Origin of the sequence: Alistipes sp. cv1 (assembly GCF_900240235.1) — a bacterium.
GTDB lineage: Bacteria > Bacteroidota > Bacteroidia > Bacteroidales > Rikenellaceae > Alistipes_A > Alistipes_A hominis.
The window spans coordinates 244,623-271,018 of sequence record NZ_OEPW01000005.1; the positions used below are offsets into that span (position 1 = coordinate 244,623).

Genomic DNA, 26,396 nt, shown 5'->3' on the forward strand with positions numbered 1-26,396 from the left:
TGCAAAGACAGTCACAATGCTGATGGTTTTCATCCCTTTTTATCGGCTTTTTACATACTTTCCTAAATATATTCAAGTAAACGACTCTTTGCTTGTTTAGTATTGTAAGTTATGAATAAAAAAAGGACTACATGAATCGGGTGATAGGCCGAGGTTACCTATGTGTAGATTCCTATCCCCTCCATGTGCCAATTCTTTACATACCCTAATTTTCGATCGTTATCACAACATAGGTAGTCGTTCAAGTCTTTATAACCATCATACATTATTGAATCGTCATGTACCCGCGTTCCGAATGTCGCGCGTAGTTCACCGACAAGCCTTCGGCCTGTCGTATCCCGGTCGAGGCAGCATACGATATGTTCGTATCCCTGCAATCTACCTTTTGCCCGAGGAAGCAGCGATGCGGAGTTCAGGATCAGAAAGTCTTCATCCGACGAATGCCATGACACATCGCCTTGTTTGCACAGAGTCAGATACGAAAGGTAATCGGTAAATCCCTCGAACAGCCGGCAGCTCCGGTTCGACTTCTGCGGTCTGATCCATGTCGTGTCCTTCGGAGGAATGGCTCCTTTGAAATAGCGGTTGCGTATCTCGTAACCTCCGCTGTCATTGGCAAATCCTACGGCGAAATAGAACTTGCCGCGTACGGTATAGCGTACTTCTTTACAGAGGATCTGCGCTGTCTTCAGATCGATCTTGCGTGATTTCAGGTAATCGAGTAATACGGGATGAGCAAGCGACTTGACTTGAACGTTTTTAAACTCCGGCTCCGTAGGTGAGATGTTCCTCTCCTGTATGGGATCGAACGGAACCGAAGCCGGCGTATTCGCGCCGATCAGCCGCAAAAGGCGGGAAACATCGTTCATCTCATATATTTCGGCCGCCAGCGAAATGATGTTCCCGCCCCGGCCTATTCCGAAATCGTACCATGTATTGAGACGTGTATTGACCTTGAACGAGGCCCGCTTCTCTTTGCGAAGCGGGGAAAGATACCAGAGATCCGTACCCCGCCGTTTCACAGGCTGGAATCCGAGACCGGAAAGATAAACAGCCAGCGGAATCGATTTGGCGGTCCGTATGTTCATCTCGATACGGTTCGCAAAATGTCCTCGCACAGGATGCGCCGGGACACGGCCTCACGCAGCAAGGCAGGCTCGATCCTTCCGGTGGCGGCCATTTCTGAGAGCTTGCCGCGGATCTCTCCGCTTTTGTCTGAAAAGGTTTTGAAGCGATGGTAGGCCCTGCTGCCGTAACCGCAGGAAATGGACGCGAAAGATCGCGTTTCCTTGTCGTTGGCCCGCGCGTAGGCGTCCATACGGCGGCGGAATAGGGCGTTGAACTGTTTGTCTGTCATAGTAGTCGATTTTTGAATGTGATACAAAAACGGAAGCGGCCCCGAACAGGACCGCTTCCGCAATCGAACGATTTTCTGTAATGCCTTATTTATCGTCGTAGTGGCCGCAGACGCTCAATACGACGACTTTTGCATGATCGCATGCCGTAAAAAAACGAGGGCGATTATGCGGTGGAAGTACCGATACGGGAAAATAGCATAAGACACCTAAAATACCCCGAATCACAAAAAAAACGTCCGAGATTCGGACGGCCCAAAACTCAATATATCGAACAATGTCAATAGGGCAATTGCTTTTACAAAGCATAGAAATTATGCCGATAACTTCGATAGTTCAGACAGGCGGGTTGTTATAATCGGTTGTTCCGTACTTACGCCAGATTCACGTCGAGGCGGATGATAATACCCAATGCTTCCGCAATACGGATAAACGAAGATAGCTGTAAGTCCGTTTCCCCTCTCTCGATCCGGTTGATATAGGTACGTTCCCGTCCTACACGCTCGGCAAGTTCCTTTTGTGTCATACCGAGTTCTTTCCGTCGCTCCCGTAACATTTCGCCGTAATACCAAGCACGAGCCTTTGCATCGAACTCTGCTCGCTGGGGAGTGCCGACCTCGCCGACCTCTTTGGCAAGTAGCGTTTCAGCCTTTACGAACCCCGGTTTCCCCGTGAAATCCGTCTGCCGGAGTTTCTGCAGTTCCACTGCTGTCAATCGGTTGTTTGTCGTACTCATAACAATTTTCTTAAAATATGGATAGCCTTTGCAATCTCCTTGTCATAATCCTTCGTGCTTTTCTTCACAAAGCCGTTCAGTAGGATAACGCTCGATGCGAGGTTGATATTTTCATTGTCCGCCGAGAACAGGATAACCCGAACCTCATTATCTACCGAAACTCGCAATTCGTAAAAATCGGTGTTCGTTAATTTCTTAACGAACTTTGTCGGTATCGGCTGCACGGTTTGCAAAATTGCCACCGCATAGCGTAGCTTCTCTCGTGTCCGCTGGCTGGAACTCTGCTCAAATTCAATGTATTCCGGAGAAAGTATCAAATCCCTTATCATGCTTTCCGTTGTTTCTACCTTGCAAAGGTAACTAATTGGTTACTCTTATGCAAATATCTTACAAGAAAGGGGGAAGTAATCGCACCCCTTCATTTATTGTGATGGCATCTCGGTAAGGATGATCTTATAGCTCATAAATCGCCGAACAGTTTTTCCTTCAGTTCGGGCGTAAGCTCCGTCACCTGTCCCCGCTTAGCCTGCTCGATAGCCTCGCGGATAGCTTGCAGGTTCCGGGGATCGTTAAAAAAGGGATCGCCGCTCGGACTGACGCTCTCGTCGATATAAGGCTTGGATACCAGCTCGAACAGATCCTTGCCCCGCTTGATAACGACCCGTTCCGAGAGAGCCAGGTCGAAAAACTTCTTCTGGTTCTGTTTGAACTCGCTGGGCGATATAACATGTATGGCTGCCATGACTGTGTTTTTTAATTAACTAATTTCAGTATTTATTCAGGTACAAATATAGTACCTTTTCAGGCATAACGCAATCGGCATGTATTTATTGTTCCGATATGAAGCAAGTGCGCTTCCCCGGTCAGACGGTGATCCCGAAACGTTTCAGGTGTTCGCGGACGGTTCGGGCCGACGAATAGATATCACGTTCTATGGCCATACCGAAAGGCAGCCGCAGATTCAGCAGTTCGGACAGCAAAACGTAGCCCCATTCCCATTCGTGAATGTGGATATAGCCGAACAACAGCCAATCCCCGTCTTCCTGTTTCTCGGCTTCGGTAATCAGCCAAGTGCCCGATCCGCAGGGGTTGAAGTATTTGACGATTACCTCGGCGTCGAATCCCCGCCCGTCCTGCGATCTCAGCGGACGAGACATAAAATCTTTCTCTACTTTTTTTGTTATCAGTTCCATAACGGTCGTTGCAGTATTTATCCTCCCGCACAGAGTTTTTAATGGATTAAAAGCGATTGATGCAAATCAAAGGATCGTATCCGTTTCAGGCATCGGCCCTGTCCGCGTCTTCGCGAAAACGGACGACCGTCAGCGTGCGCGTTCCGAAAAACGTATCGGAACGGAAGGCGATCCGCTGGCGCAGCCAGAAAGGGGTCGAGGTGCCGAAGCCCCAACCGAAATAGCCCGACAGCTCGTGATCCGGAGAATTCATATCGGCCCATGCCAGCTGGCGGAACAGCTCTCCGCTGTCCCGGGACTGAAGCATGCTGTTCAGAATTTGCGCATAGGCCCGCAGGGAGCCGGGACCGGTATCGTAAACCGGTCCTTCCATTCGTATAACCATATTGTCGTCGTATTGAATCCCTCTTTCGGGAAGAAAGGGGGAGATGTTCTGATTGTCGAGACAATCGATCTGACAACCAGAAAGAAATGCAAAAAATTATGTTTTAGAACATGTTCGGATACATGATTCGGAGATTCGGATTCAGGATCTTTGTAACGCAATCGATCATCTTACGAATCATGGAAGAGGAATTTTCTAAACAGAGCGAGTTATTGTCTGCGCTGGCCGGAATCAGGGAAAAGCTGGAAGCCGTTCACCTCGATGTGCTGGCCGTAAAGAAACAGCACAATATGATCGAGGGCGATCCTATCCTCGACTTTTACGATACCTGCCGGATGCTTCATCTGAGCGAGCGCCAGGTGCGACGGCTGCGCGAGGAGAAAAAGCTGATCGGCTTCACTTTCGGCGTCAAGCGCATGTACCGTTATTCGGAAATCAAACGGTATATCGACAAAATAGAGAATCAGGCGCGTCAAGCCGACTTATCCCGGAAACAGACCGATCGTTCATTAAAAAACTCAGAACATGAAAACCGTTGAAACCCTCACGATTCCCCGAACCGTTTTGACGAAGCTCGTCAAACGGAACCGGCAGCTTATCTACATGAACTACTTTCTCGTACACTTGTGCGCGATGCGTAACATCGACCTCGTGTTCATGGCCGACGAAGTATGCCGGATGCTGAAGATTACCCCAGAGCAACTGGAGGCGGCGCGTAAGAAACGGCTGATCCGCTGCGGCGTTTTCGATCGCAGGTTTGTCTACCATGCGGCCGACGTCGTTCTTCTGGCAGAGTTGCTCGGACGGAAAACGTTCCCTTCGAAAGACCGGTAACGCCGTATACCGTATGATCCCATACGGCCGGCAGCATGAAAACATACAGGGAGCGCGTATGCGCTCCCTGTATGCATGAAAGGTTCGCTCCATATCAGGCCGCCCGAATTTCGGATACGACGTTATCTCCCGCTCTTTGATCGAGTTCCTCCGACGCTGGGTATTCCTCGATACCGGAAACGGTTTCCTCCGGGCTGTCGGCCGGTTTCGGCAGGTAGGGTTCCTTTACGGGAATCGCCGGTTCCGGACGGATATCGTCGCCGGGTATATCTTCTCCTTCCGGCTCCTCCGTCTGCGGAATCTCGCAGGGCGGCTCCTGCGGCAGTTCGTTCGGATCGAACGGAACGGCTTCCGGTGCGATGTGTGACTGAAGCGCCCCGAACGCGAGCGTATGCCGGATTTCGAGCTCCGTCTCGTTTACGGGAAGTTCCGTATCCGTGCATCCCAGTGTTTTCAGCCGTTGGAATATGCCCGAAAGCCGACGGTCGTAAACGTCCTTATGCCGTGAACGGATCTCCCGGTAGGCGTCCGGCTGATGAATCTCTACGAAGTCGCCGGACAGCCGGCCGATCAGTTCGGGTACGGAACAGTTTTCCATCAGCTTGCCGCGCATGAACTCCCGCAGAAGCAATACCTGTTGTTCCGGGGTAAGCTCCCTGCATATCCGTACCTGCCGCTTTTCGGACATCGGCCAGTCATGTTCATTCAGTCCGAACTGCGGGTACAACCTCCGATCGAGTGTTCGGAGCAGCAAAAACCAGAAAATCCGCTGTTCCTCCTCCGTCAAAGCTCCTTCCCTGTAGTCTGTCTTACGCAGAGCTATTTTCAGGTCGGCCGCCATATGGTCGAGAAACAGCCGGTAATTATTGGCGTGTCGCTCTTTCAGGGTATTTATCTTCTCCTCGCGCTCGATCTCCTCCTGCGTCATGGTCCGGTCGATCGTTTCCGTATCGGATTGGGGAGAAAGTATTTCGCCCGTTTCCGGATCGACGCTTTCGCCGGCGAACGATACGATATCGGGAACCGTCGTGAACGTGTTTCCAGAGAATACCGCCGAATCGTCCGGACGGGTCTGCCGAGCCGAATTACTTTCATTCTGCTCTTCCGTTACCGGAATCGGCTCGTCGTAGTAGAATTCGATGCCGCGGTCTCCGATCACGGCGTAACGTATCAGTTCTCCCGATTCGACCCGTCTTTGTATGTCGGCACACTCCTGTTCGTACTCCTCCGATGCGCTGCGGAAAGTATTTATGCTCTCCGTATAATCCGCCTCATCGGTGAAATCCTCCCTGCGCGGTTCCTCCGGTTTTTCGGGATGCGCCTCGTAGTAGCCGGCATAGCCCAGCGCACGGACCGGGCGGGATTCGTCCCGGAGGGCTTGCAGGACTTCTCCCTGCGAACAATCCTCGAAATAGCCGATCCGTATGCCGGGACATTCCGAAAGCAGTCTCTTCGCTTCGGCGATCAGGTACTCCGTATTCTTGCGTTTCATGCACGCCCGGTTCTGACAGACGTTGCAGTCGCCGCAATCCGCGAAAAGCACCTGATTGGCCCTGTTGCTCGCACAGGACATACATTCGGTTTTGTCGAAACGGTAAGAATCCAGTTGCGAAAGGTACATGCCGGCCAGACGGCTTCTGAGCTCTTTGGCCCGGAGATGCCGCCAGTGGCAGTCGAGACCCATTTTGAAATATCCGTCGTAGACTTCCCTCTGAATCTCTTTCTCGTATCGGCACAGCTCCAACGCCTGCGAAATATTGATCTCCTCGCTGTTCAGCAATTCTATTACCTCGGGGATCAGATCCAGCAGGCGGATACGGCTCAGGACGAAATCGCGCGTTCGTCCGAAATGCAGGGCCAGCGTTCCGACGTCGTAATGGCGCGTATCGATCAGGCGTTTGAACGCCTGTCCTTGCTCGAACGGCGTGATGTCTTCCCGCTGTAAGTTTTCGGCAATGGCGAAGTCTTCCGCTTCGGCGTCGCTCATCGGGCAGATCTTAGCCCGTATGGTCTCCCATCCCGCCAGTCGGGCCGCGCGAAAACGCCTCTCGCCGCATACGAGCGAGTAGCCTTCCTGCCCGTCGCTGCGGGGACGGAGCGTAACGGCATGGATCAGCCCGACCCGGGTCATGTTGTCGGCCAGTTCCCGGAGACTCTGTTCGGAAAAGTTCCGGCGGGGATTGAAATCGTTCGGAACGATCGAATCCAGCGCGATCTGCTGTTCGGGCAGATCGGCGGAGGCTTGAGGGAGCGGAGAACCCGTATTTTTTCTCGTACGGACCTTGCCGGTTGTCCGGGCTTTCTTGTTCTGTACGGCATTCCGCCGTACAGAAACGGTTGCATTGGCTTTCATAAGCACTGTTTTTGAAAGGTTAATAAAAAATGAAAGCAGGCTTATGGCCTGCTTTCAAAGAATTACTTTTTGTGGTATTGTTGCTGTTCAAAAATACATTATACTCAATCTACTTCAGATACAACAATGATTAAATTCGAAATAAAGATCCAAACTGTTTATTGTAATGAATGACAAAATAAGCGGTTGTCGGAGCGGCAAATCAATAATTTTTAGTCCTCGAATTTCGTTCGTTCCATTTCCTGCAATTTCTTTAATCCTAATTTCTCGATTTCCGGGCGCCCCTGACGCATCCACGCATCGAGTTCTCGGGGGTCGAATCGAACCGAATGCCCGAATTTGACATGCGGTATTTTTTTCTGATGGACGAGTCCGTAGATATAAGACGGCTTAAAACGGGTAATAACCGCCGCTCCTTTTATATCGACCAACCGATTCGGAGGAATCGGCTGTAAGGACGATAGCTGTTCCGTCAGAACGGACAGTTTCTGTTCGATCTTGTCGAATCGCCGATCCAGCCATACGATCAACTCTGTATTCATAAATATCTGTTTTAGCGGTTTCCGTGCTAAAATAATCGTATATATCGTCCGTTCAAAGCGTTGGCCGGAGCAGGCCGCATATGGCCGTCGAACAAGTATCTACAAAGCGTCTTGCAACTTCTCTGCCGTGCTTTTTTTGCGGTTCTGAGAAAACGATGCCAGATAGTTCCGGGTCGTCTCGATGCTATTATGTCCCAAACTTTCCGATATTTCTTCAACGGACACTCCGAGATTCTTCAACATCGTAGCATAGGAATGACGGGCCACGTAGGTTGTCAGCTTACTTTTTATCCCCAACTGTTTCCCGAGAGTTTTCATATGTTGGTTGATGCTACGAGTAAAATTCTTTTTCTGTCTGAATTGTTCTTCCGGAGAATCGTTATCCGATGTGAGACCGAAAACATAATCGGAAGGGGAAGTCTCTTTGACTTTCCATCTGTTCAGAATAGCAAGGGCATCGTCCAGCAGATAAATTTCTATCGGCAGGACATCCCGTCGGGTCCGCTCTGTTTTCTTGCGGTAAAATCGCATGAACCGGCCGTCGATCGACTCGAATCTCAGAAAAAATATATCCGCCATATTCATGCCGTTGCAATAAAAACTGAACATCCACATATCCCGGGCAAATTGGTGTTCGGTCGGAAGAGAATTGGCGTTTTTAATTTTCCGAATATCTTCAATATCCAAAGCCTTTTTAATATTACGACCGATCGGAATCTCATACTTACGGTATTTCTTAGGCCCGAATGGATAATTGTCTCTGGATACGACACCGTCCATAATAGCAATATTATAAATGGCTCTCAAACCGCGAAGATAAATTCCTACAGTAGTTAATGACATACCTCGTGAAATCATCTCCGCCTCATATCGTTCTAAGAATTTGGGAGTAATTTCAACAAAAGATAGTTTTGGTCTATAACTCTGCAAAGATTTCATCGAGTTACGATAAGCATTTGCTGTTCCGATACGTTTTGATTTTTCAAGTTCTTTCAAATATTCCTGATAGACATTATAAACATTCTCTTTTTGCTTCTGTATTTTAGCTTGTCTTTTTTCCTTCTCTAATTGTCGCTTCTCTGTCTCTGTCAGTTTCCCTAAAAACAAACGCTCGAATTTTTCAAAGGAAAACTCATTATCCAATGTTTCAAGAACATCATTAGCCCGAACAAGTTCCTTTTCCAAATCGTTCTTTTTCGATTTTAGGTCTTTATTCAACAATTTGGGCCCCCATAATATATTCCATTCTTTATCCGTAAAACGAAATTCTGTTTTATAGCGTTTCCATTTATTGCTACAATAAACGACTAATTTTACCGGATAACGAGAATCTTTTTTACTTAAACTCCTCCGATCGAGTTCAAGTCTTACAGTTGCCTGTTTCATGATTTAAAATTTTTTGCCGTAATTTTGCCGTATAATTGCCCAAGAAATGAACGAATTTCTTTTATTTATATTATGCCACTACAACACACAACATAATACATATCAGCAACTTACATAAAAATCATAAACAAAACTACAAAATACATAAAACAGCTTATGGCAACTGTTAATCAGGGGGTCCTAGGTTCAAGTCCTAGTTGAGGAGCCAGAAAATCAAGAGGTTACGATGAAAATCGCAACCTCTTTTCTTTTTTGTGCACACAATTTGCACACAACTTACAAAAACGCTTTACAGATCATTTATAAGGCGTTTTTAAATTTATTTTGCAGGGTTATTGATCTCAATTCATTAATTCACGGCCAATTAAACATTTTCCCTTGGGGAGATTGTATAGCGCGGTAAATTGATCATCATTTTCAGATACAAGCATAATCATTATAACCTACTAATATCCGACCGTTTCAATCTATAAAACGAGGTGTAAAAAATAACGAGATTGTATTTTGATATAATACTTGATTTTACGTGTGTATTTTTTTACGGACTATATCATATCTTTGTATTAACATACATAAGTATAAGCAACTATGAATCCCAATTTATCATTTAACATTTCAGAAGATTCTCCTATAACAACAGCAAAAGATGACGTATTCGGACGTAAACGAATTGTTGACGCGGTTGTACAGACTATTATCAATAAATCTCAATCGAAACATACTTGTTTTACGATTGGAATATACGGAAAATGGGGAGACGGTAAAACATCGACTCTTAACCTCATTTCCGAACAGTTAAACCAACAAGAAAATATAATTATTTCTTGTTTCAACCCATGGTTATTTAAAGATCAAGAATCCTTACTATTAGATTTCTTCAATTCGATAGACGGCAAAAATATAAGTCAAGATTTTGTAAAGGGATTAAAAAAATATGCCCCAATTGTATCTTTAGGACTTTCGGGATTAGTCAATATTTTCGCTCCGGGCGCAGGAACAATGATGGAGAAAGGTGTTACAACATTTATAGACAAACTTCCTGATTTAAAAGAAAATGTTAATTCAAGAAAGAAACAGCTAAGTGAAGAGATTGTAAAATCTCAGAAACATTTAGTAATTATAATTGATGACGTTGATCGACTTGATAAGAGTGAAATACATGCACTATTCAAATTGATTAAACAAACGGCTAGTTTCGACAATACCATTTTTATTATCGCTATGGATAAAGAAATGGTTGCGAAAGCACTATGTTCATTTTATGAAAACGGAGACATTCAAGCTGGACATAATTTCATAGAAAAGATCATCCAAGCACAGTTGTACCTCCCAAAAATCTCGCAAGGTCAGTTGTTACAATATTTTACCTTAAAATTCAAAGCAATATTGTCCAATCTGCCAAATACAGATTTAATTGACGAGCGGGAAATATTAGAAGCTCAATACAACATTCATAAATATGCATTACCTTTATTTGAAACTGCCAGACAAATAATTCAATACATTAATGTCTTGTCATTCTCGTTGCCACTACTATATACCGAAGTTAACATCTCGGATTTATGCTTATTAGAAGCGCTAAAAATTGTCAGTCCCGAAGCATATAAAACAATACGAAACAACAAAGCAAGAATTTTAGGTCAAATGCCTGACGGTGTCTATATGTTAGTTCGCTTTGCTTCTGATCAAGAAAGAAAAGAGGCCGAAGAGAAAGAAAAACAGGATTTCATAGAAATGTTAACAATAAATACTTCGCATCATTACCAATATGAGTTACATTATCTACTTGGGAAAATTCTTCCTTCATATTTTTATTCTTCCACAGTTCCTACATTAGAATATGACTCATCCAAAAGATTATGTTCTGAAAGATATTTTGAAAAGTATTTTATATACGACACTCCTTCGAACATTATTTCTGAAGACAATATTGATGTTTTAACCAACGAAATCAAAACATCAATTGATGCAAAGCGCCTAAATAGTACGTTCGATTACTATATCCAGAAGTATTCCATAGATGAATTTACCCGTGTATTACAATTGATTCTCTATAAAAGAACTTTACAAAAAGAAAATATCGGCAAACTATGTGTTGCTTTATCATTATTAAAAAGCAATAGCTCCCGTACTAGATTCACGGAAACAGATCATGCCAAACAATGGGAGCTTTTTATTGTAGACACGCTCAATATCCATATAAATAATTATGACAACGAAGGTTCGCCTATCAAAGACTTCGATACGATCCTTACGACTTTACAGGAAATCACTAAATATTCTCCAGCTTTATTTAGTCTGTTTGTTGTTGTCGAATTTTTAAGAAAAGGATTTGCCGGTTATGGAAACGAAGACAGATTAAACGAAATTGTCATGGTTGCTATAAAACGATTCATTAAAGAAAAATCTGAAACCGCTTTATTTGATTTAGGGCAAATCTGCATACTCGAATTATTTCCCGTGTGGCAAAAAGCAAACCAACAGGAATATCAAGATTTTATACGTCGACATATCCCCAAAGATGATTTCAATATCGCAAAATTAATTAATACATTAATTTACAATGGCGAATCTAAATACTACGAACCATTCTGTAAGTTGTTTGATAAAAAACTAGTTTACGAAAAGTTACAAAAAGAAATAGAACGTGTTCCAACATTAAGAAGGAAAGAAAAAAACATAGAAACATTTATGTCCATATATGAATCGGAACAACAACGCTAATCTTTAACTAATCATTTTTCTTTTTTTACCTTTCGTATCTGCAATCTGTCCGCATTTTCTGTGAAGTCTGATTTTTTTGTGATTATTTTTCGTTCACTGTGGCCCGATATAGTTACAGAATCATGTAGCGGTAAATAAAAAAGCCGGTCGGATCGCTCCGTCCGGCTTGGGCCGTCGCCGTTTGCATTGATTAAAGTTTAGGTTTTTAGAGGGTAAACGGTTCGGGCTATGATGAGTGTAGTAGGTTCTAAAAAAAAGGAGCGGGTATACCGGCGCGTCCCGCTCCCAGCCGAAGTGTCCGGAATTGGAACGTAAGCCTGATTACGAACCGGACAAACCGGCCTTACAGCTATAAAACGCCAAGTCTTTGAACGGCCTCTCTTAACAGCGGGAGCATTTCGGGCAAAGCATTGAAATGCAGAATAGGAAGCGGTATGAAAAAATAATTCCGTTTCTGCAGCTCCACGATATAATGCAGGGCTTCCTGAAACAGAAAAAAATCTTCGATGATCTTTTCGTAAGGTGTACTATACGAATCGTCTTTGAGAATCGCGGCATAAATCTGGTCATGATAACCGTAGGCGTTCGAAAAAACGGCGAACGGCAGGATGCTGTCCGGTTCGGCTTTTCCGTCGGCCATGTCGGAAAGTAATTGATGCGGATCGGGCGCAACCCATGCTTCCAACAGATCGTCGGGAATGAAGTTGTACCCGACGGTCGTAACATCGTGGTTCCGGAAAAATTCGACGCTTCGGTCATAATAAGCGACAGCGACCGGCGAACCTTTGAATTGTTGATTTTTCGTTTTCATAATTTTTTATATAAAATGGTTAATAAAAAAGGCACAAACTTTATTTGCCTTCAACAATCAGGGCAACGCCAATCGCCCGCACAGCAAAGACAAGTTCGGTTCGTGCCCTGTTATAAACACAATACATCACTTTTATTTTATCTTCATTATCTCCGTAATCAGTCTGTCGTCCGCTTTGTTGTTATACTCCGGTGCGTCGTCGCACAGATTCAGTACCGTCATATCCCGCTTACGGGCTAAGTCCACCGTGTAGGCCGTGCCGCCGGGCTGCCCATCGTAGTAACACACCAGCGCAGACGCATGATCGAGCATCGCCCGGTTGCGCTCATGGAAACACGAACGAGTAAAGTTTTGATGCAGGCACACCCGACAGTCCGCTGCGGCCAGCACTGCGGAATGAAGCTCTTTAAACTCGTAGGGAAAACCTTGCGCCTGCCCCCGGAACGGCACCACGGCGATCAGCCGCAGGTCGGTCAGTTGTTTTTTCAGCGACAGCACCGCCAACCCCGCCCACAGGTCGAAGCCCGTAGCCATGCCGCAGAGGAAAGTATCGTACCCCTGATCGTGCAGCAGCAGTACTGCGCTTGCCGTGCGCCGGACAATGCGTTCGCGGACGGACGTGTAATCGGCATCCGTTTCCGTCAGTTTGATTTTTTCCTTTCGGTAGCCCGAAAAAGCTGCCGCCCGCGACGGATCAATGTCGTTCAGGATTTGCAGTTTATCATATTCGATTCTCATAGCGGTAAGCATAAAAAAAGGCCGAACGTCCGAAACGTTCCTGTAAACGCTCCGGGGTTCGGCCCATCCAATCTAATGTTATTATGAAAAATTGCTCGTAGAGCCATAAAAAAGGGGGGCGAAGCTCAGGCGATTCAGTCCACCGTGCACACGAAGTTACCCGCGCAACCGCCTGCCGGGAACGCCCCCCGGAAAAGAAGAAGTAGTTAATAAAGGCCGGAAACAACCGTTTTGCCCCGCAGCCTGACCGTGTTATAGAACATCTATCAAATAAATAATTGGAATATCCTGAAAAAAGGGGGACGCACCCAAGCAATCGTACCCATACCCATATTTCGACAACAGCTTGCCGGATTGCACGTCCCCCGGTTATGAAAAAATTAGTAAAAAAGGGTAATGTAATAAGTCGGGACGCTGCCGATGAAAACCCATCGGTGCGTGTCCGGCCTATATCGGTGTAGAGAAAAATTGTATCGGAAGGGGAGTGCGACGGCACGGGATTGTCCGGCCTGCCGTCCTCACATGAACAGGCGAACGCCGCGCACTCCCTTAGTTTTCGGTTTGGAAATACGGGGCTTTCCCGAACGCTCTGATCGGAATACGCCGCGCATGGCCGGAGTTCTCCGGCTGCGGATAAATGACAGGGTTTAGATTTTGGCCGTAACATAGTAACCGGGATAGAAGTTGATACTTCATTCGATTTCCCGGCGTCCGGCCCGTTGCGGTAAGGCAATAAAAAAAGGGCGAGGACGCAGGTACAATTTCCCTTGCGGTCGGCCTTCGGAGCCTTAGTCTCGGTAGTTGTCCTTACGCCCAAGCCCCGCCCCGGTAACACGTACCGAGGCATGGCAAGGGTTTCAACAACTCTTATACCGAGACATGATAATGTTATATTTCTATAACAATCCGAAGTTTACCACAAGGTATAAAGGTCGTTTAACCTTTAGCGATATGTTACGGTCTAAACCGTATTATTATCCTGCAAAGATAACATAATCTTTCATTTAAAAGTTAATACTAATTTTCTTATGAAATTGTGCTGCACACATTGAATCCGGTTTATTAGTTTTCAATTTACCGGAAATAAAAAACGAGTGTGGATTTGTGGCAGATAAGTTGCGTAGGCTTAGGACAGCCTGTAAACACATATAAGCACAAAAGGCCCACACCCGTTAAGGTATAGAATCCAAAATCTGAATACCTCGCACCGGGCATGAGCCGTAATGTGAGGACTTTTGCGCTTTGCTGGTTTACTTTAAGGTCCTAATTTAACGCAACTGCAAAGCCAACCCACCGTTTCCGGTAAATTGTTTGTTCAAATATACGAAACAAATCGCAATGAACAACAACCGAGTATTCCGATTTTGTGTCTTTTTAAGAACTTTTTTGCTTTTTCCGCGATTTTGGGCATTTTTCTGATTCGCAATTTGTTCGGACCAAATTGTACCGGAAAGGAAATGTCCCGTTTCGGATAAAGCCAGCCAGTCTCCCGGACCAAACGAGGGGCGCGGGTTCAGGCAGTTTTGTATGTAAGATGTGGGAAAGGGCACGGGCCGAAACAGTCCATGCCGGGCGAGGGAATGGACTATTTGCTACGGTTCATGCGCCTGTCGGCACACCTGTCACTATCTGCAATAGTCTCCATAATCAATCAAGTTTGACGTAATGATAACGGCCCAAACATACGGATTATTTTAATAATTACAAGGGCCTCTCAGTTTATTTTCTTAGCGTCAGGATGTTATCAGCATTGATCCTTACCGTCGATAAAGTCAACAGTATCCTTTTCAATTTGAGCATGAATTACGGAATATGGTTCGCTGTTTTTTATCTGCGCAATAAAAAGAATGATAAAACACTTCTTTTTTTTGTTAATTTTGTTTAACATAACTATTTATGAAATGACTACACAAACTTATAAACCAGCAACTCCGGAAACCCTAGCCGCTTTGTATACAAACATGGGAAATCATTTCGTTTTGCTTTATCCTAAGTTACAGAATGCCGTTGCTGTTATAAAGGCATTACAACAACGTCAAAATAAAACAGAAGAAGAAACTTTTGCTTTAGACTTATACGAATTACTTGCATTTGCAGTTACCGTAAATCTGGATATAGCTACTTTTTTCAGGGCTGAACTCAGATCAGAGCATCCGAATGAAAAAAGAGTTAATATACGATATGTAAACGTTACCGTTATTGAAGGATATAAATATTTATCCGCATTACACAAAAAAGACAGAGACAATGCAAAATGGACAAAATTTAAGTCCATAGCAAGTGCACTTAATAATCAAGAGATTAATGATGACATCGCCGTTTTTGACAAAGTTTTAGATGAGTTCAAGAAACAATTTATAACAAAAAATAATAATGGTAAGTTAATGGATATTGACAATCGGAATCTTGCTATTCATTATGATAAAGATCCTTTTAAAGTTTACGAATATTACCAAAGTTTAAGTGAGGATGTCGAAGCTAAACGAGTCAATAAATTTCTCGAATTAATAGATAAACTAGTTTGTTTTTTAAGTAAATATCTCAATCGAATCAAAATAGAATTGAAAACGAATGTAATACCTACATCTACAAATCTTCCATTGTTGGAGCAAATCAATGTTTTTACCCCTGATATTCATAATTTTTTTGATTCTTTAGGAAAGAGTATAGAAATATATAGCAAAAATTTGGACAAAATGGTACACATTCGAAAAATGCAAAATGATTTTGCTGAAAGAGTCAACGATAAATTCGGAATTGACAAAATCGCTTTAACAAAAAATATAGAGGCGATAATCGATGATATGAAGCCGGGTATATTAGTATTGTTAATATATCTGGATTTATGTTCTGCCATAAGAGCATATTTATCCTCTGAATCGTATTGCGAAAAACAATTAAATTTGCGACATATTGAAGTAATTGTATATGAAGGGTGTCGACATTTGTATGGTTTTGATGAAAAGCAACGGGAAAAATCTTTCTGGCAAACCAAATTACTTCCGGCATTGCATAACTCCAACGATGAAGGAATAAAAAAACTATTGACAGAGATACAAGAAGGACTGGAAAAAATTTCATCGGATAATACGATTAATAATACCATATTAAGAGAGTGCTTTGTACATTATAGGTACATGAATAGAGATAATGTTGTAACACTTTTTGAAGAATCAGAAAAATCCGTCGCAATCTTTGAACTCAATAAAGCTGTACTTTTATTAAAGATACTTCCAAGAGTATTAAATATCAATGAAATAACAATACAACAAAAACATCAAGATATAAAAGAGCAAAGCAAACGGACGCAAGAGGAGTTTATAGAAATCTTAAGGATGCCTCTAAACAAAATTACCGATCCGCACAAAAAAAAGGAGTTTGAAGAAAAACTTCATCAAATAATATCTATTCATAATAAGTTTTTATCTTAAATTATTGTAACTTACTAATTTTCAACACTCTTATAGCAGGATTATTCGACGATCTATAACATTAATAATGACAAAATTGTTTTCAGATTCACGACAATTTTTTGTTTATTTCAATATATGGTATATATAAACGTAAATAGTTTTTCGGATATAGCATACGAATCCTCATACCTTAAAGTGAAAAGAAACAGAATTTGGAAAATTCGATTTAACCGAATTAGAGATTGTAATGAATTATTTAGGGAAACTACATTAATCCGGATGAGTTCGGGAAAAAACTTTTATCTAAACGATACATGACATATACAGCAGGTTAAAAACGACCGTTCCATATCATAAATTTACCTGATTAAAAATCAACTCAAACAAAGTTCATTTAATTCAGGGAAACAGTTGGTTTCCCTGATTAATATATATATATTTGTATTGAGACTGATTTAACAAGGTCAAAGTACATTCATAGTAATGAGCAAAAGCCAGAAGTATAAAGCGACTGGCATAGTGCAAAATCGGAGAAAAACGGGAAAGACATCTTTATAAAAGACTGAAATACACCTCACTGTAAAAATTGCAAAATTTCTTGTTGAGGAGCCAGAAAATCAAGAGGTTACGATGAAAATCGCAACCCCTTTTCTTTTTGGTGCACACAATTTGCACACAACTAAAGGCATTTACTTCACAAACCTTGTAAATTGTGATATAAAACAGACATTCATAAGCGTAATTATTATTGCGTTTACAAATTTTATTGTAATTTTATTTTAAAATTACGAACCAATATCAATATACAATCTTCTAAGGCCTATAATTCATGACCCAATATCCATCAATAAAACCTTTTCTAAAATGGGCTGGAGGTAAAGATAAACTATTTAACCAGTTAGAGATATTTTTACCACCGGAAATTAAAAAAGGAGAGATAACAAATTACTACGAACCCTTTCTCGGCAGTGGAGCTGTTTTTTTTAATTTGATTAAACAACAAACTTTTGAAAAAGTCGTATTGTCTGATATAAATGAAGAACTCATTCTTGTATATACAGTTATTCAAAATGACGTAGAAGAACTTATTCAGATTTTAGACCAACTTAAATCTAGATATCTGCAGTTGTCCGAAAGTGATAAAGAAAAATTCTATTACGATTTGAGAACTGCATATAATTACATGCGATTCAACATTAACTACAAAAAATATTCAAATGCATGGATACCAAGAGCTGCTCAAATGATTTTTTTGAATAAAACCTGTTATAATGGTTTATATCGACAAAATTTAAGAGGAGATTTCAATGTTCCTTTTGGGAAAAACTTTTCTCCCCCTCTATACGAATACGACAATATGCTACTAATCTCTAGTATTTTAAAAAAGACTAACATACTAATTTCTGATTTTGAAGATATTTTAGACCAAGTTCCTCAAGATTCATTTGTCTATTTGGACCCTCCATATAGGCCCATAAGTAAAACGGCAAGATTTAATGATTACTATAAATTAGGTTTTAATGAGAAAGATAATGATCGTTTAATGCACCTTCTAAAAATATTAAATCAAAATGGCGTTAAATTCATGTTAAACAATTCGTTTAAAGTTAATGATGAATATGTTCAAAAATATTATTCACAATACAATATTGCATTTATTAAAGCCAACAGAATGATGAGCAGCATTCCGAATAAAAGAAATAAAGTTTCCGAAATTGTAATTACGAATTATTAATAATGAATAATCCTTCATCTATAACAATAGCTGTGATTAGTGATTTGCATTGCACTAGTCAAAAAGGGACTCAAAGAATTACTCATTTACATGGCGAATTGACACCAGTTCCTAAAAATAGACATCCTGTAGAATCATTAAAGTCGTTATCTATTAATGCAGACTATTTAATTTGCACAGGAGATATCGCAGATAAAGGCGATTGTAAAGGTTATTATGATGGAATGAGATATATCCAAGATCTACAAAAAAAATTGGGTGCAAAAAGAATGATTATATTAAATGGAAATCATGATATAAATCTCAATGCAACCGATACATGCCGACATATGAAAGATTATGATTGTGATGTATTTAACGATCCTAAATATTGGAGTAATCATTATAAAATTATAGAAGATGATAATTTAATTTTTCTCATACTGGATACGTCATTTCATATTACAAATTCAGAATCTCTCAATACGCAACCATCATTTGACCACTATTTATTTCAAAAATTAAATGACGAATTGTCACAATTGGCCTCCTCAGATAAAATCAAAATCGCATTATGTCATCATCATCCACTCAACCATTCTGACATGGATGATATCTATAAAAAGAATGATGTTATAGACAGAGGAGATACTCTTTTAGATTTACTAAAAAAGAATGATTTTGATTTAATAATACATGGGCATAAACATTTCCCTAAAATTAGAAATTATGAGGATTTAGTAATTTTTTGTGCGGGGAGTTTTGCATCTTTAGAAAATGTAATTGAATACGGGCAAAAAAACACATTCCACATATTAGAGATAAATAAAGTCAATCATAATTGTCAAGGGATTATTCATACATGGATATTTGCGCATAATGCAGGATGGAAACAGCCAGACACAAAAACCCTTTTCCCTGCTAAAACAGGCTTTGGATATCATGAAAAAAATGTAAAGGCTTTAGCCGATGAACTCATTCAAAAAAATAAGAAATGGTATTATAAAGAAAAATATAATGTGCATTTACCTTTTATTGATGTATTAAGACAATTTCCTGCATTAGAATTTTTAGATCCATCTCAACAAGAAGAATTGGAAACATATTTACGTGAAAAATGGAAAATAATAGTTTATCCTAGTCTTTTATTAGGAGCAGATCATTTATGCAAAATGTTAACTGACTAGATCATGGCAAAAAAAATTTCATCAGATTCGTTCAATGCTCGCTACATGACTTTTAAACAAGTAGCTGAAACATTCATTATCACGAACGATTTTAAAAAAATAATTAATCCTAATAATAGTCTCTTAATAGGATCCAGAGGGTGTGGAAAAACAACGTTGTTAAAAATGCTCCATCCTCAAGCGATAAAACATTGGGATGCTGTAAATAAAGGAGGACTCATGGAACAAATTGAGTTTTATGGAGTCTATATTCCCTCTGACAAACAATGGAATAAACAAATCAGTGTTTTTGAAAATAAATTTAGTCATAATCCCGCATTCATAACTTCTATTTCAAAAGGATTGGTAAACTTGAATATACTCAATGCTTTATGTAACACATTCTCTAATCTAATCTCAAAAGGCGATGACAATACTTCAGAACTGGAAACTCGTTTATCCATAGAATTAATTAATTTATGGAAACTTCCGAAACCAATAGTGCCTCAAATATATGCTATATCACAAAAATTATTGTCTTATGTTGATGATTTAAACATTATCATAAATAAAAACAATACAGAAGTCGAATTAGACGATTTTTGTTATTGGGATTTTGTTAACAAAGTAGAGGTCGCAATAAATGCTTTTGAAGAAATCTTTAAATCAATCGACTTTTTTGCAAATCGCCCATTTATATGGGCTTTATGTTTCGACGAACTTGAAATAGCTCCTCATTGGTTATTTGAGGAGCTATTAAAAAATAACCTCAGAAGTAGAAGTCAAAAAATAATATATAAAATGACAACTATTCCTGAAGTGTCAAGTGGAATAGAGGTTCCCAAAGGAATATTAAACGTATCGTCTGCTCCGGGGGATGATTACGAATTTATCCAAATGGGAATTTATAACAATAAATCACAAGAAAACTGGAAAGATTTCTGTGAAAGTTATATGCAAAAAGTAATAAGAAATAAATTTGGAAAAACATTTACTCCAAAATCTTTTTTTGGAGTAAACGATTATAATTTAGGTCTTAAAGAATCTGATAAATCAAAATTTGCCAGTATATATACAACAAAAAAAGAAACTGAATTCAACAAAGACGGCATAATGTGGCTAGTAATGAAAGAACTAGCCCAAAATGACAAATCATTTTATAAATATCTACTCAAAAAAGGATTAGATCCACTTAATCCAGTTCCGGTAACTAAATCTCAAATAGACCAAATACACCGCAAAATCAAGCCCATTGTATTATATCGCTATTATTTCAATAGAAACAGTAATACAAAACGTTCTCGGAAAGTTGTTTCATTTTATCACGGTATCGATTTCATTTATGAGTTTGCAGATGGAAATCCAAGAGCATTCGTGAATCTAATTAATAATTTTTTACCGGAAATGAAACTTAATTCGAGTGGAGATCCAAAAAAAATAAATGTAAATACCCAAGCAACTATTATAAATAATTTTTGCATGGAATATTTTTACCCTCGAATAGCATTTTATTCAGACAGTGCTGTGCGTTTTCGTGGTAAAACAATTACTTTAGAACATATCATCAATCTTATTGGGCAGTATTTTAAAGATCAATATATTGGAGAGAATTTTAGTGCGGATCCATATAGTCGCATTAAATTTGATGAGAAATGTCCCAAAGAAATTGAATCATTATTCAATAAAGGTCTTGAAGCCGGTGGTATATTAGCCCTTGAAGTAGAAAAAAATGTATTTGGACAAAGAAATACATTAGGAACTTATAGATTATCATATTCTTTACATCCATATTTTGGGTTGCCTCAAAGATCCTACAGAGAAAAAAATCTTAGCGAGATAATAGCTCCCTTACTAAAAAATGAACCAGATACTCAACTTACTTTAAATTTGAAATAAGATGAGATTACATTCTTTTAAACAGATTGACTTATTTAATTTCCCCTTGAAATTCGATTTGTTTATCGCCGCTTCAGGCTATGAACAACGTGCTTCTTTCATTAGTAATAATGGGATTAATGCTGAGAAAAAAATAGTTCTCGCATTTGAAGACAACAAGGAACACTCTAATCGCATAATCAATGATGCTTTTTTTGAAAAAAAAGGTTTTAAATTTATCCCCATAAAAGGCAATGATAATCAGACAATTAATTACTTATTAGACGATTTTATCAACCATTCAACATCGCAAAATATTAATATTTTAATCGACTATTCCTCTATGACAAGGGTTATATACGGGGGGATTCTAAAATATTTCAGAATGTTAGATAAATCAGATATAAAAATCAAACTTTATTTTTCTTACAGTATAGCTGAATATGTTGCCCCTCCCGAAATAGAACCTGAAACCTTTAATTTCTATCCCATAAATTCTTATTGTAACTTGTCCCTTCCTACCAAAGCAACAGCATTAATAGCTGGTCTTGGGTATGAGAAGAAAAGAGTATTTGGATTAAGAGAATATTTCGACGCTGAAGCTCTCTATCTATTTTACACCGATAAAAGTCCATATACCGATATTGTGAAAATAAAAAATAAAGAGGTAATTACAAGCGTTTCTGAAAATAACCTTTTCCCATATATTTTATCAGATATGTTATATACAAAAATGCTATTATATGATTTATGTGAAACACTAAATGAAAAATTCCGTATTGTTATAGCCCCATGTGGCCCCAAGCCGTTCACGTTACTTTGTTTCATAACATCATTAAGCATCAGCAACGTAGATATTTGGAGAATAAGTGCGGGTGATGATGACAATGATGCAATTATGAATAGAAAACCAACAGGCGATACAATAAGTATTGAATTAGTATTTAATTGACTTAAATTATTATTGTCTGTTTTAACTTTAACATCATAAAGTTGTGATAGTAAAATATGTTTAAGTTGTAATGAAGTATTTCTCACAAGAATATAAAATCTATCAAGAGCATATATATTATCAGAGAATCATCTATTAATACTTGTTAAACCAGAACCGCGTTTTCCACAAATCCTCCGGCGCATACATCAAATAGCGATTCCCGTGCCTAATAAACGGGTTTCTGAACCGGTGTAGCCTGTTGAGCGCAAAGACTGACAGGGGCGGATAGGCATGGATGCAAAACAGTCGGATATTGCTCACAGGGCGACGGAACCAACCGCGCGAACGTAAAACCGCATCGGCATAATACAGGAAAATCAGGACCCGGATATCGTATTCGTATCTCTCGATGTAGACCGTTCGGTTTTCGGCATCGAACAGGTATTCCATAAACCCGCAAAGGCGGCAGGCGTATTTCGCCCGGCATGACAGCCGCACGTATTCGTCCATGCTGAGTATCCGGATATTCACGTTCAGCCGCTTTTCGTACAGGGCGATCATATCCGCCATCAAATCGTGGATCGGCTGAAAGCGCGGTTTCGTCAAATCGTCCAGATCGGGATCGCCCTTTACCCGCAGCCGACGCAATATGTCGCCCGGTATCTCCCTGGAACGAATATTGAAATTTTCCCGGACGAACCGGACGAGTATTTCCCGGTTCGTTTTTTCAATCCCCATTGCGCTGTTTGTCATTCATGTAACCGTGTGCGTACTTTCTCATCATCGGGTAGATCGTCAGATAGTTCATAAAATGAAGAATCTGGAACGGCGGGGTTTCGATCCGGCGGTTACGCAGAAAAGCCGTGTAGCGCAGTAGTTTCTGGTAACGGAGAAAATTCAGCATCACGATTTCCGGCGGGGTGCGGTACGATTCTCCCAAAATCTGATGGTAACACCGGTCATGCAACTCGTAGGCGTACAAATAGATCGCGTAGGTAAAAATTTGTCCGGGTTCGGCGGTCTGGTCGGCGAATTTCATCAGTACTCCGACCGGATCGCACTCCAACCACGACACCAACAGCGGATCGGGGATTTCGTGCTGGCTGACGAATACGATGGTATGGTTTTGCAGGAAATCGGCGCTTCGGTTGTAGCGGTCGAGTTCGTGCGGGGATAATAAGAGTTCTTTTTTCATAATGATATTCAATAATAGTAATTTGGTAAATCGTTTACCGGCACAGGTCGCAGACGGCGCCGCAGACCAACCAGAGGGAGAGGATACTACTGCGCGGAACAACGATGTCGGCAAAAGGATTTTCGGCAGGAACGCGCCTGAACTCATTCAGCCCTGCCCGTCCATTTTGCCCGTTCAGCCCGGCGGAATCGGACAAAGTGGCTCCGGGCAAAGCAGAACCCGGCAAAACCGTTAAACGGACGGACTGGTTCGGCGCGGGTTGCAGGATGCGGAACAGGCGGAAGTGTTCGGTTTCAACCAGATGGATATTGCCGTAGAGGATTGCGCCTTTTTGCTCCCGGAGCAGCAACAATGAATTTCGCAGAAACGGATTCAGCAGATCGTCCGCATAAGGCACGGCGAACTCGGCCCCGTGGGACGATGCCGCCGAGAGGATCAGGCAGTCGTCCGGTTCGCCCCGGAACAGGCGTTCGGGCAGCGTGCGGTACACCGGAATCCGGGCGACGGAACCGGAATTGGAGACTTCGGACACAGGTTCCCCGCACCCGAACATCAGCCATGCGAGGCTGAAGCCGGGATATTTCTGGTGGATGCGTTTGGCCACGTTGGGGCTGATGCCGTTATTGCCCCGCCTGATCTGGTAGAGGGTTTCCCCGCACGACAGACCGATGGCGCGGGCGAAGGCATTGACCGAAAGGCCCGAATGTTCGATCACTTTACACAGCCGTTCCCAGTTTGCATTGGTCGGTTCGTTCATGGCTCGTTACGTTGCAAGGCGATCCAACGGCAGGACGGAGAAGTGTCGGATTCGCGTAGTCATGGATGCTGGATTTTGGATTGGAAAATAGCGCCCGCGATTCCGTAGCAAAGAATATAGATCGGTCTTGTGCAGGGAGAAAAAAAGAGGGCGCATTTGCAGCCCCTCAGCACAGGTCGTGGAAAACCCGAAATAGGTAACTGTCCTGCGCCCTTGTCAGCTCCGTCCCAAACGGACAGAACACAACAAGGTCAGACAACCGTTATACCTATCTCAAACCCTCTTGGAAGAGGTTTCCACGTTTGTGCTGAGGTATAAAGAGTTGTAACCCTTTATATTGTTATGTCCTTCGGCTATGCCGAATCGTTGTAGTTCCTTAAAGTTTGCATAGTAATTGCTTTTTAGGTTCGTTCCCGGACGGCACGAGCCGCCCCCTGTACAACAAACCTTTTTTAAGGAACCGTAAAACAAAGATACGAATAAAAATTAATTCAGCGCACCGGGTATGTATTTCTGGAAATTTCTTGCTAATTTTGTGAGTATGAAGACCTCGATCGACTTCCTGCCCGAGCGCAAACAACGCGACCTGCACGAACTCGTCCGCCTGATCCGCGACGAGGTAAAAGACGTCGTAATGGTTATTCTCTACGGCAGTTACGCCAAAAATACCTATGTCGAGTGCGACGAACGCCGCGACTTCGGCGTGAAAACCTATTTTATGAGCGACTACGATATTTTGGTCGTGACGAAAAAGCGGTTGGGAGTGCGGGAAGGCACTGCCGAAACCCGTATCCGGGACCGTTTTTTGGAAAGCCGGGCCGACGAATTTCAGACTTGGCCGCAGTTTATCAATGAAAGTATTTCCAAACTGAACCATGCGCTGTCCGAAGGACGTTATTTTTACGTCGATATTTTGAATCAGGGGATTATACTCTATGATTCGGGGGAATATCAGTTGGCCGCGCCGCGCGAACTGAATTATTCTGAAATTCAACGGATGGCACAGGAATATTTTGATGATAAATTCCCGGATGCATATCGTTGTTATGAAACAGCTAAATTTAATACGTCCAAAGGTTGGTATCATTTGGCAGCTTTCATGTTACATCAAGCGGCTGAGACTTTTATAAAAACAATTCCGTTAGTTTATATCCTATACGGATATAAAGAACACGATCTCGATTTCCTAATTAAAAAGTGCAAACCTTTCACGATGGAATTGGCTAAGGTTTTCCCGCGCGATACTCCGGAAGAGGAACGCCTGTTCAAACTGTTGCAGCGGGCCTATATCGAAGCGCGTTACAACAAAAAGAACTTCATCGTAACCAAAGCCGACATCGACGCTCTTACCCCCAAAGTCGAACAGCTCCGCGATATTACCGAAAAGATTTGCACCGAACGGATCGCCGAATACAAAGCGTTAAACAAAAAATAGAATTCACACAATATATAATTTAATCACATTCAATTTTTTATAGCTTAAATCAAGACTATCAGAAACGCTGAATCGATATAACAGGATTACGGATAGAATTTCATTATGAAATATTTTATATTTTTGTCCCAAAATACTAATATTCAATGAAAGAAGCAATTATCGCCGTATTGAGCGCAATAGCAGGTGGCAGTCTGATCTCATTCTTCTTTAAAAGATCCGATCAAAAAAAAAACCAAAAAAAAAGAGAAACTAGACATTGTCCTTAAAGAACTATGTAGTTATAATTTGGTTTTAATGAACACTGTTCAGACCCATATAAAATTATTAACTGACAACAGTTCCATTCTATCTAAAATTAATAATTCTTCCAAATCACTTTTAGAAACGCAAAAAGTTATAAATATTGATTTATCTAAAGTAGAAGCAATCAAGACGAAGTGTGAGCGAGGGGAACAGAATTGCGATGAGTGTAAAATTATATGCGATAGGGTAAAAAGCAATGATACCGCATTTAACGACTGGAAGGAAACTTGTGATCGTGATAAAAGTATTGTTGCACAAAAAAATAAAGAAGAAGTAGAGAGACTAATAAAAGTAATCCAGCCCTTTAGCAGCCTGCTTAACAAAATACCTGAATTATATTCAATCAATAGCTCCCATTTATATGACCTTATAGGCAAGATAGACTTAAATACCACTAAAGCTCTCACTAAACTTATAAAAAATTCGAATGACACAGAAAAACTTAGCATTAAATCAATGTCCGATGCTATTGATATATTGACAGAACAAATGCGATCAATTGAAGAAGCGAAACTCGAAATAAGCAATATGCTTAAATAACAAG

At 41.3% G+C, this 26,396-nt stretch carries 25 protein-coding genes; 10 read left to right on the forward strand and 15 right to left on the reverse strand.

Features of this window, described 5'->3' with window-relative positions; translation table 11 throughout:
- Window positions 1-158 precede the first annotated feature (158 nt).
- The 7 genes from C1A08_RS09705 to C1A08_RS09735 all read right to left on the reverse strand — a co-directional run bounded on the left by C1A08_RS09705 (window position 159) and on the right by C1A08_RS09735 (window position 3,669).
- Window positions 159-1,088 carry a toprim domain-containing protein gene (locus C1A08_RS09705; RefSeq protein WP_101573067.1) on the reverse strand — a complete coding sequence of 310 codons (930 nt, stop codon included), beginning with the start codon at window positions 1,086-1,088 and terminating at the stop codon, window positions 159-161.
- On the reverse strand, window positions 1,085-1,357 hold the full coding sequence (locus C1A08_RS09710) for a hypothetical protein (RefSeq protein WP_101573068.1): 273 nt from the start codon (window positions 1,355-1,357) through the stop codon (window positions 1,085-1,087). The genes C1A08_RS09705 and C1A08_RS09710 overlap by 4 nt, the downstream gene beginning before the upstream one ends.
- Window positions 1,358-1,728: 371 nt before the next feature.
- Window positions 1,729-2,091 carry a helix-turn-helix domain-containing protein gene (locus C1A08_RS09715; protein WP_257937100.1) on the reverse strand — a complete coding sequence of 121 codons (363 nt, stop codon included), beginning with the start codon at window positions 2,089-2,091 and terminating at the stop codon, window positions 1,729-1,731.
- Entirely contained in the window at window positions 2,088-2,420 is a 333-nt protein-coding gene (locus C1A08_RS09720; RefSeq protein WP_101573070.1) for a type II toxin-antitoxin system RelE/ParE family toxin, read from the reverse strand. Before C1A08_RS09720 ends, C1A08_RS09715 begins: the two co-directional genes overlap by 4 nt.
- 131 nt (window positions 2,421-2,551) lie before the next feature.
- Window positions 2,552-2,833: a hypothetical protein gene (locus C1A08_RS09725; RefSeq protein ID WP_101573073.1), complete on the reverse strand. Its 282-nt coding sequence runs from the start codon at window positions 2,831-2,833 to the stop codon at window positions 2,552-2,554.
- A gap of 121 nt (window positions 2,834-2,954) precedes the next feature.
- A complete protein-coding gene (locus C1A08_RS09730) occupies window positions 2,955-3,284 on the reverse strand; it encodes a DUF2958 domain-containing protein (protein WP_101573075.1) in 330 nt (109 codons plus the stop codon).
- 85 nt (window positions 3,285-3,369) lie between these two features.
- The gene (locus C1A08_RS09735) at window positions 3,370-3,669 is read right to left on the reverse strand and encodes a hypothetical protein (protein ID WP_145996562.1); all 300 of its coding nucleotides are present in this window, start codon (window positions 3,667-3,669) and stop codon (window positions 3,370-3,372) included.
- A 179-nt stretch (window positions 3,670-3,848) separates the two neighbouring features.
- Between C1A08_RS09735 and C1A08_RS09740 the strand changes: the two genes are divergently transcribed.
- Both C1A08_RS09740 and C1A08_RS09745 read left to right on the forward strand, forming a co-directional pair.
- Window positions 3,849-4,208 carry a helix-turn-helix domain-containing protein gene (locus tag C1A08_RS09740; protein WP_101573079.1) on the forward strand — a complete coding sequence of 120 codons (360 nt, stop codon included), beginning with the start codon at window positions 3,849-3,851 and terminating at the stop codon, window positions 4,206-4,208.
- Window positions 4,195-4,503 (forward strand): hypothetical protein, encoded by a 309-nt coding sequence (locus C1A08_RS09745; RefSeq protein WP_055204414.1) that lies wholly within the window; start codon window positions 4,195-4,197, stop codon window positions 4,501-4,503. The genes C1A08_RS09740 and C1A08_RS09745 overlap by 14 nt, the downstream gene beginning before the upstream one ends.
- A gap of 94 nt (window positions 4,504-4,597) precedes the next feature.
- Here C1A08_RS09745 and C1A08_RS09750 read toward each other — a convergent pair whose 3' ends face one another.
- The 3 genes from C1A08_RS09750 to C1A08_RS09760 form a co-directional block, all read right to left on the reverse strand.
- Window positions 4,598-6,856, reverse strand: a complete 2,259-nt coding sequence (locus C1A08_RS09750) for a ParB/RepB/Spo0J family partition protein (protein WP_101573080.1) — start codon at window positions 6,854-6,856, stop codon at window positions 4,598-4,600.
- Window positions 6,857-7,068: 212 nt separating this feature from the next.
- Window positions 7,069-7,398: a helix-turn-helix domain-containing protein gene (locus tag C1A08_RS09755; RefSeq protein ID WP_101573082.1), complete on the reverse strand. Its 330-nt coding sequence runs from the start codon at window positions 7,396-7,398 to the stop codon at window positions 7,069-7,071.
- 99 nt (window positions 7,399-7,497) lie between these two features.
- Window positions 7,498-8,784: a tyrosine-type recombinase/integrase gene (locus C1A08_RS09760; protein WP_101573084.1), complete on the reverse strand. Its 1,287-nt coding sequence runs from the start codon at window positions 8,782-8,784 to the stop codon at window positions 7,498-7,500.
- 588 nt (window positions 8,785-9,372) lie between these two features.
- Between C1A08_RS09760 and C1A08_RS09765 the strand changes: the two genes are divergently transcribed.
- Window positions 9,373-11,508, forward strand: coding sequence for a KAP family P-loop NTPase fold protein (locus C1A08_RS09765; protein WP_101573086.1), 2,136 nt, complete (start codon window positions 9,373-9,375; stop codon window positions 11,506-11,508).
- 349 nt (window positions 11,509-11,857) lie between these two features.
- Here the strand turns inward: C1A08_RS09765 and C1A08_RS09770 are convergent, their stop codons facing one another.
- A complete protein-coding gene (locus C1A08_RS09770) occupies window positions 11,858-12,319 on the reverse strand; it encodes a hypothetical protein (protein ID WP_101573088.1) in 462 nt (153 codons plus the stop codon).
- Window positions 12,320-12,451: 132 nt separating this feature from the next.
- Window positions 12,452-13,057 (reverse strand): SLOG family protein, encoded by a 606-nt coding sequence (locus C1A08_RS09775; RefSeq protein WP_180951565.1) that lies wholly within the window; start codon window positions 13,055-13,057, stop codon window positions 12,452-12,454.
- A gap of 1,901 nt (window positions 13,058-14,958) precedes the next feature.
- Between C1A08_RS09775 and C1A08_RS09780 the strand changes: the two genes are divergently transcribed.
- From C1A08_RS09780 to C1A08_RS09800, 5 genes are all read left to right on the forward strand, one after another.
- Window positions 14,959-16,488, forward strand: coding sequence for a hypothetical protein (locus C1A08_RS09780; protein ID WP_145996563.1), 1,530 nt, complete (start codon window positions 14,959-14,961; stop codon window positions 16,486-16,488).
- A gap of 811 nt (window positions 16,489-17,299) precedes the next feature.
- A complete protein-coding gene (locus C1A08_RS09785; RefSeq protein ID WP_101573094.1) occupies window positions 17,300-18,205 on the forward strand; it encodes a DNA adenine methylase in 906 nt (301 codons plus the stop codon).
- A gap of 2 nt (window positions 18,206-18,207) precedes the next feature.
- The gene (locus C1A08_RS09790) at window positions 18,208-19,371 is read left to right on the forward strand and encodes a metallophosphoesterase family protein (RefSeq protein ID WP_101573096.1); all 1,164 of its coding nucleotides are present in this window, start codon (window positions 18,208-18,210) and stop codon (window positions 19,369-19,371) included.
- A gap of 3 nt (window positions 19,372-19,374) precedes the next feature.
- Window positions 19,375-21,246: an ORC-CDC6 family AAA ATPase gene (locus tag C1A08_RS09795; RefSeq protein ID WP_145996564.1), complete on the forward strand. Its 1,872-nt coding sequence runs from the start codon at window positions 19,375-19,377 to the stop codon at window positions 21,244-21,246.
- A gap of 1 nt (window position 21,247) precedes the next feature.
- Complete coding sequence (locus C1A08_RS09800) at window positions 21,248-22,177, forward strand: hypothetical protein (RefSeq protein WP_101573100.1); 930 nt, start codon at window positions 21,248-21,250, stop codon at window positions 22,175-22,177.
- Window positions 22,178-22,312: 135 nt separating this feature from the next.
- Here C1A08_RS09800 and C1A08_RS09805 read toward each other — a convergent pair whose 3' ends face one another.
- Genes C1A08_RS09805 through C1A08_RS09815 form a run of 3 tightly spaced genes read right to left on the reverse strand, consistent with a single transcriptional unit; the run spans window position 22,313 to window position 24,111 of the window.
- Window positions 22,313-22,897 (reverse strand): hypothetical protein, encoded by a 585-nt coding sequence (locus tag C1A08_RS09805; protein ID WP_101573102.1) that lies wholly within the window; start codon window positions 22,895-22,897, stop codon window positions 22,313-22,315.
- Window positions 22,887-23,354 carry a hypothetical protein gene (locus C1A08_RS09810; RefSeq protein ID WP_145996565.1) on the reverse strand — a complete coding sequence of 156 codons (468 nt, stop codon included), beginning with the start codon at window positions 23,352-23,354 and terminating at the stop codon, window positions 22,887-22,889. Before C1A08_RS09810 ends, C1A08_RS09805 begins: the two co-directional genes overlap by 11 nt.
- Window positions 23,355-23,388: 34 nt before the next feature.
- Window positions 23,389-24,111 (reverse strand): helix-turn-helix transcriptional regulator, encoded by a 723-nt coding sequence (locus tag C1A08_RS09815; protein WP_101573106.1) that lies wholly within the window; start codon window positions 24,109-24,111, stop codon window positions 23,389-23,391.
- Between the two features lie 541 nt (window positions 24,112-24,652).
- On the opposite strand from C1A08_RS09815, the gene C1A08_RS09820 reads away from it, so the two are divergent.
- A complete protein-coding gene (locus C1A08_RS09820; RefSeq protein WP_101573171.1) occupies window positions 24,653-25,546 on the forward strand; it encodes a HEPN domain-containing protein in 894 nt (297 codons plus the stop codon).
- 297 nt (window positions 25,547-25,843) lie between these two features.
- Window positions 25,844-26,392 (forward strand): hypothetical protein, encoded by a 549-nt coding sequence (locus C1A08_RS09825; protein WP_101573108.1) that lies wholly within the window; start codon window positions 25,844-25,846, stop codon window positions 26,390-26,392.
- The last annotated feature ends 4 nt before the right edge of the window (window positions 26,393-26,396 follow it).